Annotated in this window: 13 protein-coding genes; 7 read left to right on the forward strand and 6 right to left on the reverse strand. The window is 66.1% G+C overall.

Features of this window, described 5'->3' with window-relative positions:
* Window positions 1–88 precede the first annotated feature (88 nt).
* A complete protein-coding gene (hemB, locus tag ACYVKM_RS03100; RefSeq protein WP_460875666.1) occupies window positions 89–1,081 on the reverse strand; it encodes a porphobilinogen synthase in 993 nt (330 codons plus the stop codon).
* Window positions 1,082–1,259: 178 nt separating this feature from the next.
* Between hemB and ACYVKM_RS03105 the strand changes: the two genes are divergently transcribed.
* The 3 genes from ACYVKM_RS03105 to ACYVKM_RS03115 all read left to right on the forward strand — a co-directional run bounded on the left by ACYVKM_RS03105 (window position 1,260) and on the right by ACYVKM_RS03115 (window position 4,717).
* Window positions 1,260–2,885, forward strand: a complete 1,626-nt coding sequence (locus ACYVKM_RS03105) for a S53 family peptidase (RefSeq protein WP_460875667.1) — start codon at window positions 1,260–1,262, stop codon at window positions 2,883–2,885.
* Between the two features lie 81 nt (window positions 2,886–2,966).
* The gene (gene glk, locus ACYVKM_RS03110; protein ID WP_460876510.1) at window positions 2,967–4,010 is read left to right on the forward strand and encodes a glucokinase; all 1,044 of its coding nucleotides are present in this window, start codon (window positions 2,967–2,969) and stop codon (window positions 4,008–4,010) included.
* A gap of 23 nt (window positions 4,011–4,033) precedes the next feature.
* A complete protein-coding gene (locus ACYVKM_RS03115) occupies window positions 4,034–4,717 on the forward strand; it encodes an HAD family hydrolase (RefSeq protein ID WP_460875669.1) in 684 nt (227 codons plus the stop codon).
* Between the two features lie 34 nt (window positions 4,718–4,751).
* Here ACYVKM_RS03115 and ACYVKM_RS03120 read toward each other — a convergent pair whose 3' ends face one another.
* The 3 genes from ACYVKM_RS03120 to secB form a co-directional block, all read right to left on the reverse strand.
* The gene (locus tag ACYVKM_RS03120; RefSeq protein WP_460875671.1) at window positions 4,752–7,769 is read right to left on the reverse strand and encodes a DEAD/DEAH box helicase; all 3,018 of its coding nucleotides are present in this window, start codon (window positions 7,767–7,769) and stop codon (window positions 4,752–4,754) included.
* Between the two features lie 113 nt (window positions 7,770–7,882).
* Window positions 7,883–8,908 (reverse strand): NAD(P)H-dependent glycerol-3-phosphate dehydrogenase, encoded by a 1,026-nt coding sequence (locus ACYVKM_RS03125; protein ID WP_460875673.1) that lies wholly within the window; start codon window positions 8,906–8,908, stop codon window positions 7,883–7,885.
* A gap of 10 nt (window positions 8,909–8,918) precedes the next feature.
* On the reverse strand, window positions 8,919–9,422 hold the full coding sequence (secB, locus tag ACYVKM_RS03130; RefSeq protein WP_460875675.1) for a protein-export chaperone SecB: 504 nt from the start codon (window positions 9,420–9,422) through the stop codon (window positions 8,919–8,921).
* A gap of 318 nt (window positions 9,423–9,740) precedes the next feature.
* On the opposite strand from secB, the gene rpmB reads away from it, so the two are divergent.
* From rpmB to ACYVKM_RS03150, 4 genes are all read left to right on the forward strand, one after another.
* Window positions 9,741–9,977, forward strand: a complete 237-nt coding sequence (gene rpmB, locus ACYVKM_RS03135) for a 50S ribosomal protein L28 (protein ID WP_460875676.1) — start codon at window positions 9,741–9,743, stop codon at window positions 9,975–9,977.
* A 10-nt stretch (window positions 9,978–9,987) separates the two neighbouring features.
* Window positions 9,988–10,155: a 50S ribosomal protein L33 gene (rpmG, locus tag ACYVKM_RS03140; protein WP_017463578.1), complete on the forward strand. Its 168-nt coding sequence runs from the start codon at window positions 9,988–9,990 to the stop codon at window positions 10,153–10,155.
* Window positions 10,156–10,338: 183 nt separating this feature from the next.
* Window positions 10,339–10,887: a DUF4166 domain-containing protein gene (locus tag ACYVKM_RS03145; RefSeq protein ID WP_460875678.1), complete on the forward strand. Its 549-nt coding sequence runs from the start codon at window positions 10,339–10,341 to the stop codon at window positions 10,885–10,887.
* The gene (locus tag ACYVKM_RS03150) at window positions 10,877–11,287 is read left to right on the forward strand and encodes a thiol-disulfide oxidoreductase DCC family protein (protein ID WP_460875679.1); all 411 of its coding nucleotides are present in this window, start codon (window positions 10,877–10,879) and stop codon (window positions 11,285–11,287) included. Before ACYVKM_RS03145 ends, ACYVKM_RS03150 begins: the two co-directional genes overlap by 11 nt.
* A gap of 6 nt (window positions 11,288–11,293) precedes the next feature.
* Here the strand turns inward: ACYVKM_RS03150 and ACYVKM_RS03155 are convergent, their stop codons facing one another.
* Window positions 11,294–12,403 (reverse strand): saccharopine dehydrogenase family protein, encoded by a 1,110-nt coding sequence (locus tag ACYVKM_RS03155; RefSeq protein WP_460875681.1) that lies wholly within the window; start codon window positions 12,401–12,403, stop codon window positions 11,294–11,296.
* Window positions 12,404–12,538: 135 nt separating this feature from the next.
* Entirely contained in the window at window positions 12,539–13,732 is a 1,194-nt protein-coding gene (locus ACYVKM_RS03160; RefSeq protein WP_460875683.1) for a DesA family fatty acid desaturase, read from the reverse strand.
* Between the last annotated feature and the right edge of the window lie 120 nt (window positions 13,733–13,852).

Raw genomic sequence — 13,852 nt, forward strand, 5'->3', positions numbered from 1 at the left:
CCCCATAGCCAGCGTTGAAACCGACATGGGACCGAGTCGACCGCGTGTCCATGATGGGCTGAAAGCAAGTGGCATAAATTGCCTGTACCTACTCCCCGCACAGCCACCGCGCCGCGTCGATCGCGTAATACGTGAGGATCGCATCGGCACCGGCTCGTTTCATCGCCATGAGCGACTCCAGCACCACCGCCTTCTCGTCCAGCCATCCATTCTGCGACGCGGCCTTCAGCATCGCGTACTCGCCGCTGACCTGGTACACGAAGGTCGGTACGCCGAACGCATCCTTCACCCGGCGCACGATGTCGAGGTACGGCAGGCCGGGCTTCACCATCACCGCGTCTGCTCCTTCTTGGATATCGAGTTCGACTTCGTGCAGTGCCTCGTCGCTGTTGGCGACGTCCATCTGGTAGGTGTGCTTGTTGCCCTTGCCGAGGTTCGCCGACGAACCCACCGCATCGCGGAACGGGCCGTAGAACGCGGAGGCGTATTTCGCCGAGTAGGCGAGGATGCGGGTGTGGATGTAACCGACTTCTTCCAGCGCGTCGCGGATCGCGCCGATGCGGCCGTCCATCATGTCCGACGGCGCCACGAAATCCATGCCGGCCTCAGCCTGCGCCAGCGACATCTTGATCAGCGCCTCGACGGTGGGCTCGTTCATCACGTAGCCGGTGTCGTCGATCAGGCCGTCCTGGCCGTGCGTGGTGTACGGATCGAGCGCGACGTCGCCGATCAGGCCCAGCTCGGGATACTCCGCCTTCAGCGCGCGGGTGGCGCGCTGCATCAGCCCGTTCGGATTCCACGCCTCGGCGGCGTCCTCGCTCTTCACTGCCGAACCCGGCGAAGGGAACAGCGCCAGCGCCGGAATGCCGAGCCGCACGCACTCGGCGGCCAGCTTCAGCAACTCGTCGATCGACAGCCGGTCCACGCCCGGCATCGACGGCACCGGCTCGCGCTGTCCCTCTCCTTCGATCACGAACGCCACCATGATCAGGTCGCTCGCCAGCAAGGTGTGCTCACGCATCAGCGCGCGGGAGAAGGCGTCGCGTCGCATGCGTCGCATGCGGATGGCGGGGAAGCTCATGGCAGATCCTGACGGGTGATATCCCGTGCATTTTAGGCCACAACCCCTGCCTGCGACCGCGCTGCGGCATCGCCTGCAACCTTGCGTTCGTCGATTCGATCGACCACGACACTTTATCGTCACGTTTTCGGGTGCACCCTCGGCGTCCAGGCCGCCGTTCCCCACCGGAGGAAGCATCATGAGCAAGACCACCACACCTGCCGCCCCGACTGCCCACTGGCGCCAGCCGTCCAGCGCCCGCTACCTGGGGCGGCATGCACCGGATGCGTCGCTCGACGTGACCCTGGTACTGCGGCGCAAGAACCCGCTGGGCACGATGGCTCCGCCTTCATCACCCGCCACCCGGCATGCCGATTTCGAAACGCATTACGGTGCCGATCCGGCCGATGTGGACCGCGTGCGCAACTTCAGCCGCCAGCATGGCCTGCAGGAACTGGCCTGCGAGCCGGGACGGCGCACGCTGCATCTGCGCGGCACGGTGCAATCCCTGCAGCAGGCGTTCGGTGTGCAGTTGGGCCGTTACCAGCTGACGCCCGGCGGCACGTCCTATGTGGGCTGCACGCAGGCGCCGACCCTGCCGGACCCGTCCATCATCGCCGTGCTGGGCCTCGATCAGCGCCCGGTCGCACAACCGCATTTCCGCATCGCGCAGGCGCAGCCTTCCACGACCTACACCCCGCTGCAGGTCGGCCAGCTGTACAACTTCCCTGCCGGCACCGATGGCAGCGGCCAGACCATCGCGATCATCGAGCTCGGCGGCGGTTATGTGCAGGCCGACCTGGATGCCTATTTCAGCGGACTCGGCCTGGCGACACCGTCCATCAGCGCGGTTTCCGTCGATGGCGGCAACAACCAGCCCGGCGGCGACGCGGATGCGGAGGTGATGCTGGACATCGAAGTCTCCGGCGCGTTGGCACCAAAAGCCGCGCTGGTCGTCTACTTCGCTGCGAATACCGACCAGGGTTTCTACAACGCGATCTCGCAGGCTGCGCACAGCACCACCCAGCCGGCCACGGTGATGTCGATCAGCTGGGGCGGTCCCGAGGACAGCTGGAGCACGGCGTCGCGCAATGCGATGGAAACCGCGCTGGAGGATGCCGCCTCACTTGGCGTGACGGTGACCGCGGCGGCCGGCGACAGCGGCTCCGGCGACGGTGAGAGCGATGGCCAGCCGCATGTGGATTTCCCCGCCTCCAGTCCGTCGGTGCTGGCCTGCGGCGGTACCGAGCTGCTCGGCAGCGGCAGCACGATCAGCAGCGAAGTGGTGTGGAACGAGACGGCCGGCAACGAGGGCGCCACTGGCGGTGGCGTGAGCACGGTGTTCGCACTGCCCACATGGCAGGCGACATCGAAGGTACCCACGGCAACGGGGGGCTTCGCCGGACGCGGCGTGCCCGATGTCGCCGGCAACGCGGACCCGCTCACCGGCTACGCCGTGCGCGTCGACGGCCAGGACGAGGTCATCGGCGGTACCAGTGCGGTCGCACCGTTGTGGGCCGCGCTGGTGGCACGCCTCAACCAGCAACTCGGCCACGCGCTGGGCGCGGCCAATGCCGCCCTGTACGGGGTCGGCGGCAACGCATTCCGTGACATCACCCAAGGCAACAATGGCAGCTACTTGGCCGGTTCCGGCTGGGATGCCTGCACCGGACTGGGCAGCCCGGACGGACAGGCCCTGCTCGGTGCGTTGCAAGCCGGGTCGGCCAGCCCCGCACCGGCACCCGTGCCTCCCAGCCACAAACCCAAACCCGGTGGCAGCAAACCACCCGCCTCCGGCGGCAAGAAGCACAAGGGCAAATCGTAGGATCGCCCGGCAGCGAACGGGGCAACCGGCATCCCGGATGCAGCGGGTGCTGGACGCTGGCCGGCATTCACGGCAGGCTTGCTGTTTTCCGCGTCGTCCCCTGGAGTCCCGATGCACGTTCCCGCCGCCCCCACCCTGCTCGTCGATCTCGGCGGCACCAATGTCCGTTTCGGGGTGGCCGATCCATCACGCGACAAGCCGCTGCTGACCGACAGCATCCGGCGCTACCGCGTGGCCGAGCATGATTCACTGGTCTCCACCGCAAAACAGTACCTTGCCGACACCGGCCTGCACGTCAGCCGCGCGATCGTGGCTGCCGCCGGACGCATCGTCGACGGCGAGACGGTCAAGGTCACCAACAATCCCTGGGCGATCTCCGCCCACCAGACCGCCGCCGCGCTGGGTCTGGAATACGTGCACCTGGTCAACGATTTCGCCGCGCAGAGCATGGCGGTGACCCTGCTGCAGGGCGACGACCTGGTCGACGTCGGCACGGTACCGCGCCCGGTGATCGGTGCCGAGGACGAGCAGACCTTCGCCATCGTCGGTCCGGGCACCGGTCTCGGCGTCGGCGGCCTGCTGGTACGCGGCGGTCATTGCAGCGTGCTGCAGACCGAAGGCGGCCACGCCGGTTTCGCAGCACATTCGCCGGAAGACATCGCGATCCTCAACTATCTCAACCAGAAGTACGGGCGCGTCTCGAATGAACGGCTGATCTGTGGCCAGGGCCTGGTGAATCTCTACGACGCGATCTGCCACATCGTCGGCGCGCGGCCCGACGACCTCAAGCCCGAGGACATCACCGCGCGCGCCAAGGAGGACGGCTGCCCGCTGTGCACCCGTACCGTGGAAACCTTTGCCGGCATCTTCGGCAGCGTCGCCGGCGACCTGGTGCTCACGCTCGGCGCGTGGGACGGCGTCTACCTCACCGGTGGGCTGATCCCGGTCCTGCTGCCCTGGCTGGAGCGCGGTCGCTTCCGCGAACGCTTCGAGGCCAAGGGCCGCTTCCGCGACATCATGGAGAAGGTACCGACCCAGGCGATCATGAATCCCGAACCGGGCCTGCTCGGCGCGGCCGCGCTGAGTGTGATGGAATCGGGACGGTCGCTGCTGCCGCGCCGCTGAAACGCACACCGACGGACGCCCTCATGCCGCGCAACGACACCGCGTTCCTGTTCGACCTCGACGGCACCCTCGTCGACAGCGTCTACCAGCACGTGCTGGCGTGGAAGGAAGCGCTGGATCGTGAAGGCGTGGAGCTGTCGGTGTGGCGCATCCATCGCAAGATCGGCATGAGCGGCGGCCTGTTCGCCAACATCCTGTTGCGCGAGACCGGGCTGGAAATCACCGAAGATCGCCTCGAACGCCTGCGCCAATGGCATGCGGAGGCATTCAACCGCCAGCACACGCAGGGATCGGTACGGCCACTACCCGGCGCACGCGAATTGCTGGCCTACCTCACCGAGCAGCAGATCCCATGGGCGATCGCCACCAGCGGACGCATGGAAACCGCCGCGCACAACCTGGAAGCACTCGGCGTCGACCCGTCGAAAGTGCCGGTGGTGACGCGCGACCAGGTGCGTCACGCCAAGCCTGATCCTGACCTGTTCCTCGCCGCCGCGGCGCGCCTCGGCGTGGACATCCATCAATCACTGGTGGTCGGCGACAGCGTGTGGGACATGCTCGCCGCGCAGCGCGCCCGCGCGCTTGGCGTGGGCCTGCTGAGCGGAGGCTACGGCCACGCCGAACTGCAGCAGTCCGGCGCGTTCCGCGTCTACGACGACCCGGCCGACCTGCTATGGCATATCGACGAGGTTGCCGCGCGCGACTGACGTCGTTTGCGCTGTCGCGACGCAGAAGCGTGGATCAGCCCGGCGCCAGCAACGCGTCCAGATCGCCCTGGTCGAAGCTGAGCTTCTCGCGACTGCCGCCACCTTCGAGCACGGCGGCAGCCAGCTCGGCCTTGCGCAGCTTCAGCTCCTCGATGCGCTCCTCCACTGTGCCGGAGGTGATCAGGCGGAACACGAACACCGGCTTGTCCTGGCCGATGCGGTGCGCACGATCACTGGCCTGCGCTTCGGCAGCCGGGTTCCACCACGGGTCGTAATGGATCACGGTGTCGGCGGCGGTGAGGTTGAGTCCCACGCCGCCGGCCTTCAGCGACAGCAGGAACAACGACACCTCGCCACTCTGGAAGCGCTGCACCGGCTCGGCGCGGTCGCGGGTGTCGCCGGTGAGGGTGACATAGCGGATGCGTCGGCGATCGAGTTCGGCGGCAATCAGCTTGAGCATGCCGGTGAACTGCGAGAACAGCAGTACCTTGCGACCTTCATCGAGCAGGGCCGGCAGCATGTCCATCAGCAACTCGAACTTGGCTGACTCGTGCACGCCGCGCGCGGCCTCCAGTTTCACCAGGCGCGGATCGCAGCAGACCTGGCGCAGCTTGAGCAGCGCATCGAGCACCACGATGCCCGAGTGTGCGATACCGCGCTGGGCGATCACCTCGCGCAGTTCCTCCGCCAGCGACAGGCGCAGGCCTTCGTACAACTCGCGCTGGCGACCCTCCAGTACCACGCGACGGGTGATCTCGGTCTTCGGCGGCAGTTCCTTCGCGACCTGGGCCTTGGTCCGGCGCAGAATGAACGGCGCCAGGCGCAGGTTCAACCGCTGCTGGCAATCCTCGTCGTGCTGCTTCTCGATCGGTACGCGGTAGAAACGGCGGAAGGCGCCCTCGTCGCCGAGCAGCCCGGGCACGGCCAGATCGATCTGCGACCACAGCTCGCCCAGATGATTTTCCAGTGGCGTGCCGGTGAGGCAGACATAGCGCGAGGTGCGCAGGCTGAGCAGCGCGCGGCGTGCCTGAGTGCGCGGATTCTTCACCTGCTGTGCCTCGTCCAGCACGATCAGCGCAAAGGGCTGTTTTCTCAAGGTGACCACGTCGCGCGGCAGCAGCGCATAGCTGGTCAGCACGATATCCTGCGCACCGAGCTGGATGAATTCCTCGGCGCGTTGCGGCCCGTGCAGGGTCAGCACATGCAGGCCTGGCGCGAAGCGGGCGATCTCCGACTGCCAGTTCGGAATCAGGCTGGTCGGCACCACGATCAGCGCCGGCTGACTGAGCGCACCGCCCTGCTTCAACGACAGCAGGTGGGTAATCAGCTGCAAGGTCTTGCCCAAGCCCATGTCGTCGGCCAGCACACCACCCACACCGGCCTCGGCCAGGGCGTTCAACCAGCGCAGGCCCTCGCGCTGGTACGGGCGCAACTCCACGGTGAGCCCGTCCGGCACCACGTCGCTGGCGCGCTCGGCGGCATCGCGCAGGCGCGCCGCGAAACCACGCAGCGAGTCCGACGCCTCCAGCGTACCGCTGCCCGGCATCGCCTCGACCAGTTCCTCCAGTCGCCCGGCCTGTACGCGTGGCAGATGCAGTTTCTTGCGCGGTTTCTCCAGATATTCGGCCAGCGGCGCCAATAGGCCGCGCAGCTCCTTCAGACGCACCGGCACACGACGACGTGCGTCGACCGGCGCGTACCACACGGCGTCTTCCGGCTCGTTCGGCGCCGGGCTCAGGTTCAACTGATGCTCGGCCAGCGCCTGCGCCACGGCGGACAGCAGGTTGTGCCGCTGCCCGTCCAGCTCGATGCCGATTTCCAGATCGAACGCGTGGTCATCGGCGTCCTCCACCGCATGGCCGTACCAGCGCACCGGACCTTCCAGCACCTCGAACGGGAAGCTCGGCGCGTACTCGACCTGGAAATTCTCCGCCTCGAGTTTCGGTCGCAACGCCAGCCAGCGCGCCGGCGTGTTGACCTCCAGCGCACCGGCATAACCGGTACCGGGGAACAGCCACGCATCGTCGGGCAAGGTGTCGGCCACATCCCAGGGCAAGCCCTCGGTGTCCACGCCCGGCGTGAGGCCCGTGCGTTCGAGCTGCTCCATCGCGGACAACTCCTCGGCGCGACGACGGGTGATCTCGACCAGTTGGCCGTTGCGCACGCGACGTACCAGCGGCTCGCCGCCACGACCAGGCAGGCGCTCGCCGGCATAGTCGAACGCCAGCCGCGCATAGCCCAGCGGCGGCGTGCCGGCAGCCAGCCGGGCGTGCCGGGTCAGCGCATGCAGGACCAGCACCGGTTTCGGCGCCAGTTGCGAGCGACGCAATTCGCCGAATACCTGCGGCAACGGCACCCGCGTCGCCAGCCGACTGCCCGGCAGACGATTGCGCAGCCGGCGACCATGCTCGTGCTTGAGCGGCGGCAGTTCCAGCCAATGGGTTTCCTCGGCCGCCGCATCGAACAGACCCACGGTGGCGCGTTCGGCATCGAGGTACCACAGGCCATCGAGGCGCAACAGACGCTGGCTGTGCGGCAGGACCGGCAGCAGACGCTGGCTGCCGTCCGGCTCCATCTGCCAGTGCCAGTTGAGCTGGTGCGACTTGCCACGCGACAGCCGCAACCCGGCCAGACCGCCGAGGAAACACGGTGCAGTGTCGAGGATCTCGGCCAGCAGGGTGTCACCGACATGCCCACTGAGCCGTGCATAGCTGCGGCCCTTGCGCACATTCTGCGGCAACCCGAGCATGGTGGCGGCAAGCCGCTGCTCGTGCGGCTGCAAGGGCGACTGTGCAAGATGCCGGCTGTCCAGCGGCACCGGCCGCGCGTAGCGACCATGCTCGGCCACACTGAGAAGCACCGGCGCCACGTCCAGCCTGGCGAAAGCGGCCCCCTCCTCCGGCATCACTTCCAGAAAGAAACCGAGTACGCCGCGATCCTCGACCACCACCGGTTTCGGCGCGGCCAGCAACCGTCGCCATGCCTGCGGCAAGGCTTCGTCGTCGCCGGCTGGCGATGTATCGGCGTGCTGCTTCTCGTCCGGTTGCTGCATGCGCATGCGATCCGTGGCGACAACCAAAACATTGAGCTTAGCAGTGCCTGAGCTCCGTGCGACATCGTCTGGCGGGCAATATCGTCAGCTCGTGCTGCCGCTCGCCGGAAGAATCAGGCGGTGCCGAACAGGCCGCGCGGATATTCCGGTTTCTGCTCGCGCGCCATCAGCGCCTTGAGCCCGTTGACCGGGGTGACCTCGCCGTGCAGCACGGCGCGTACACCGGCGCTGATCGGCAGATCCAGCCCGTGCTTGTCGGCCAGTCGCGCCACTTCGTCGGCGGTGAGGATGCTCTCCACCACCTGGCCGATCCGGCGCACGGCCTCGTCGATCGCGATGCCTTGTCCCAGTGCAAGACCGAGCCGGCGATTGCGTGAAAGATCGCCGGTGCAGGTCAGCACCAGGTCGCCCAGGCCGGACAGGCCAATCAGGGTTTCCGGCCGTGCACCGAGCGCCACGCCAAGGCGCAGCATCTCGTTCATGCCCCGGGTGATCAGGCCGGCGCGGGCGTTCAGGCCAAGCTCCATGCCGTCGGCGATGCCGGTGGCGACGGCCAGCACGTTCTTCATCGCGCCGCCCAGTTCGGCACCGAGCATGTCGCCACCGGAATACGCGCGCAGGTTCGGCGCATGCAGCAAGCCGGCCAGTTCGTGCGCGAACGCACTGTCGTCCGAATGCACGGTGACCGCACTGGGCAAGCCAGCGGCCACCTCGCGCGCGAACGACGGGCCGGTGATCACGGCCGCGGCACGGCCAGGCAACCGGGCGGCAACCAGTTCATGCAGGAAGCGTCCGGTGCCCGGCTCGAAACCCTTGGTCGCCCACGCAATTGACGTACCCGCGTCCAGCAGCGGTGCCAGCTCACCCAGCATCGAGGCGAAAGCATGGCTGGGCACCACGATCAGTACGATTCCGGCACCGCGCACGGCGGCAGCCAGGTCACCGACGTAATCCAGCTCTGCCGGCAGCTCGATATCGGGCAGGTAGCGCTGATTGCAACGGCTTGCCGCCATCACCGCCAGCGCAGCGCCATCGCGCCCCCACAGTCGGGTCGGCACCCCGTTGCGCGCCGCCAGGGCCGCCAGCGCGGTGCCCCAGGAACCGGCACCGAGGACGGCCAGAGTCGGACGTTCAGCCATGTCGGATCGATCAGCTGTTGAGCGTGGCCGGGGGCTGCTCGCCACCCATCATGCGGCGCTGCTGTTCGGCAAACAGCGCGTCGAAGTTGATCGGCTGCAGCAGGAACGGCGGGAAACCACCTTCGATCACCATCGAGGAGATCACCTGACGTGCATACGGAAACAGCAGGTTCGGGCAGTAGCTGCCGATGATCCCGGCATGGTCCATCGCGTTGAAACCGGAGACGCCGAACAGGCCGGCCTGTTCGACCTCCGCCAGATAGGCGGTGCGCTGGCCAACCGTGCAGGTCAGCGTGAGGCTCAGCACCACTTCGTACAGACTGTTGCCCAGATCGGTCGCCTTCTGGGACAGGTTCAGCTGCACCTGCGGCTGCTCCCGCTCGTCGATTTCCTGGAAGATCTGCGGCGCATTCGGCGCCTCGAAGGAAACATCCTTCACATAGATCTTCTGCAGCACCAGCTGCGGCTGGTCGTCCTGGCCGTTGGCCAGGTCATTGGTGCCTACTTCTGCCATCGGGAATCCCTCGAGTTCGGTCGGTCAAAAGAGGTCGATTGTTCCATACATCCCCACGCGGCGCACGCCGGGCGGAATCCTGTATCCCCGGAAAGATTGCGCACAGCCTTGTTTTTCTGCGAGAATACGCGGCTCGCCTCGATCGGCCCGGAGCTTCCGGGTAGTCCGCCACGCGGTACGGACCTCACGATCATGCGTGGCAACACTCTCCAGCATCGCGTGGCGCACAGCGCCGCTGGGCCGATGTCACCCTGGCTAACGGGTGCTAAACCGACTTTCAAAGCCACGGCTTCTGAAGTCATTCAACGGAGGCAAGTCATGGCCCGTGTATGTCAAGTCACCGGTAAGGGTGTGCAGAGCGGCAACAACGTCTCGCATGCCAACAACCGTACCCGTCGCCGCTGGTTGCCGAACCTGCATGAGCGTCGTTTCTGGGTGGCCAGCGAAAACCGCTGGATCAAGCTGCGTGTGTCCAACAACGCCCTGCGCACGATCGACAAGAATGGCATCGAAGCCGTGATTGCCGAGATGCGCGCCCGCGGCGAAAAGGTCTGAGGATCAAACCATGGCTAACAAGACCCAAGACAAGATCCGCCTGATCTCCTCGGCCGGCACCGGCCACTTCTACACCACGCAGAAGAACAAGAAGAACACGCCGGAAAAGTTCGAGTTCAAGAAGTACGATCCGGTCGTGCGCAAGCACGTGATCTACAAGGAAGGCAAGATCAAGTGACCAAATGGCCCACGCGCGCAGCGCGTGGCTAGCCATTTGGTCATCCCTGCGAAGGCAGGGATCGCTTTTGCTTTTGCTCCCGCATCTGCATCAGCGACACTGATGCCCAAGAAAACCCGCCCACGTGGCGGGTTTTCTTTTTCACGCTTGCCGCCAGCGCGACGCAGCCGGCATCATCCTGCGATGACCTCGAACCCGGCCTTGTTCCCCAGCCTACTTGGCGAGCATTGGCACCAGCTAGCCACGCCCGTACAGCAGATGCATGGCAACGCATCGCATGTGCTGGCGCGCGGCGCAGCTGACGTGGAAGGCTCCAGGACGCTGCCCATCCGCTGGCTGCGGCACCTGCTGGGGCTGCCGGAGCCCGGCCTGCAGCAACCACTGGAAGTGACCATCGAGCGCCATGGCACACGCGAAATCTGGACGCGCCGCTTCGCCTGCAAGCACATGCGCTCGGTACTCGATCGCGTGACCGACTCGCCGCTGCTGAGCGAACGACTCGGTCTGATCACTCTGCGTTTCGAACTGCTACGCGATGACAAAGTCATCGACTGGCAACTGCGCGGTGTGCAAATGTTCGGCCTGCCGCTGCCGCGTGCGCTGTTCGGCAAGGTGCTGTCACGCAGCGGTGCAGAGGACGGTCGCTACGCCTTCCACATCGATACCCGGTTGCCATTGCTCGGCCGTCTGGTCGCCTATCAAGGCTGGCTGGAGATCATCGATGGCGACTGAAGATGGGCCGGTCATCGTGTTCGACGGCGTCTGCCTGCTGTGCAGCCGCTGGGTCGACTTCATCCTGCGGCATGACCGTGATGGTCGCTTCCGGCTTGCCGCGATGCAGGGTCGTCACGGCAGCCATCTGCTGCAGTCGCATGGCCTGTCCCCGGACGATCCGTCGTCGTTCCTGCTGGTGCAGGACGGCCGTGGCTATACCGATACGGATGCGATCGCACACGTGCTGCGCCAACTGGGCAGTGGCTGGACGTTTGTCAGCGGCTTGTTGCGCGCCGTGCCGCGGTTCCTGCGCGACCCGGCCTATCGCTGGATTGCGCGGCACCGCTATCGACTGTTCGGGCGACGCGAGCAATGTCGTTTGCCTGACGCCGCGCATGCCGCACGGTTTCTGGACTGATTCCACTCAATCCAGCACCTCCAGCCCGGTACGCAGCGCATAGCCAGCGAAACCGTCGGTCAGCTGATCCAGGGTGAGCAGACCCATGCATGGCTGCGCACCTTTCGCCGTGACCAGACCATCGGCCAGCCGCCGCGCCAGCACCACGGCAGGTGTCACCGGTACCTGTGGGCCATCGCCCGCCGCCGCATCCAGCCACCAGCGCAGCCGCAACGGCACGCCATCGATACCGGAGCCGGTGACTTCCACCACCATGCCGCCGACATCCGAGCCGAAACGGATGAAGCGTTCACTGAAGCGGCGCAAGCGTGGCGCGTAGGCGGCGAGATTGCGGATCAGCCCCAGCCGCACCAGCCACGCCGCACACCAGGTGCCGCCCTGCAGCAGCGGCAATTCCAGCCCGGCGCGGAACAACACCGTGCGCGCCTGCGCGTAACGCACCGGAAACAGCTCCAGATCCGGGACCTCGCAAACGCCGACGCGACGACGCCCGAACGGAAACAGCTGCCGCTTGCCGGACATCCAGCCATGGACATGCTGCCAGCGACCATCGCGCCAGACCCGGATCGGCCGCCCGCAATAGCCGAGGATCGAGGCCACCGTGGCATCACCACGCGGTGTGCGATTGCCGGGATTGATCGCGTGCTCGATCGACTGCAAGGCACGGAAACGCGGCAGCAACGCATCGACCACGGCACTGCTCAGCGCCGGCACGCTCGACGCACCGCTCACCAGCAATCGGCCGGCTTCGCGGGCACGCTGGTCCAGGCGCCCGATGCCGCTGACGAAATCGCGGCCATCGGCCAGGTCGATATAGTCGCTGCTGCAGGCCAGACAGGCCTCGGCGACCCGATAGTCCTGGCCCTGGAACGGGCCGGCGGTATGAATCACCAACTGCGGCGCCAACCGCGCCAACGCTGCCGGCAGGTCGAGACTGGTGGCGTCGAGTGTGGCGACCTCTGCTGAGGTATCCCCGAGCTCTTCGCACAACGCTTCCAATGCCGGCCGCTGCCGTCCGGTCAGTACCAGCCTGAAACGCGTATCGCCCGCCAGCCGTCGCGCGATACGCGAGCCGAATACACCCGTAGCGCCAATCAAGACTACTCGTAAAGCCATACCCGTTCCCTGAGAAATACTCGACACGCGTTGCCTGTTGGCTATTTCCCCCAACTCTCGCACGCCTGCAGCTCCGCGCAAAAGAAAAGCCCGCCATGCGGCGGGCTTGTTCCGATTGCTTAGGTGGTTGCGCGATCAGGCTGTTGCGACTGCGTAACCCTTCAGCCGCTGGGCGAAGTCCTGCAGCGCGCGAATGCCACTTTCCTCGGCTTCGTGAATCCACTGCTGCAAGCCCTTCAGCGCCTGCTCGGCGCCGCGCTGCTCCATCAGGGCGGCGAGGCGGTTGCGGAAATCGCACACGATGCTCAGGGTGGGGCGCTTGGCCAGTACGGCCTGCATGCGCTCGCGACCCTCGCTGTCCAGCCAGCGGCCACCGTCGGCCATGGCCAGGCGGATGCGACGCGGCATCGACTTCAGGCTTTCACCGGCATGCAATGCTTCGTCACTGAGGGTCGGCACGATCACGCCACGATAGAAGTCGGTCATCGCCTGGAAGCGGTGGGTCAGCACGGCCTTCAATGTCTCGGCATCGGGCAGGCGCACGTTCGGGCGCACGTCGAGCGACGGCGCCACGCGCAGCACCTTGGCCAGACCGATCGCGCGCAGACCGCAGATCGCCGCCCAGCCGATGTCGAACTCCCACTTGCGCAGGGCGAACTTGGCCGAGCTTGGGAAGGCGTGGTGGTTGTTGTGCAGCTCCTCACCGCCGATCCAGAAACCCCAGGGGATCAGGTTGCGTGCGGTGTCGGCGCTCTCGAAATTGCGGTAGCCGGCCCAGTGGCCGATGCCGTTGACGAAGCCGGCGGCCCAGAACGGAATCCACACCATCTGGATCGCCCAGAGCAGTGCACCGATCACGCCGAACAAGGCCAGGTTGATCAGCAACATCAGGGTCGGCCCCCAGTACGGGTGCCCCCCGTAGACCTTGTGTTCGACCCAGTCATCCGGTGTGCCGCGACCGTACTGCTCCATGTCCTGCTTCGACTCGCAGGCGTCGCGGTACAGCGAAACGCCGTCCCAGAACACCTTCTTGATGCCGTAGATCATCGGGCTGTGCGGATCTTCCTCGGTCTCGACCTTGGCGTGGTGCTTGCGATGCACCGCCACCCACTCGCGGGTGACCATGCCGGTGGTCAGCCAGCCCCAGAAACGGAAGAAATGCGCCAGCACCGGATGAAAATCCACGCCGCGATGCGTCTGGCTGCGATGCAGATAGAGCGTCACGGTGAAGATGGTGAGCTGGGTCACGATCAGCAGGTAGACGACCATCTGCACCCAGCTTGCGCCGGTGAGGCCGTTGTTCAGGAAATTGAGCACTGCATCGAGCATGGAAAGCACCGGGTAAGGGACAGATTCAGTCTAGTCGAGGGGTTTCCATACCCGCCAGCATGGCCTAGCCCACAATAGTAGCAGCCCGTCAAGGGGGAGAAGCTAATACGTCGTTAGTTC

The sequence above is a fragment of the Rhodanobacter koreensis genome (genome assembly GCF_054782855.1).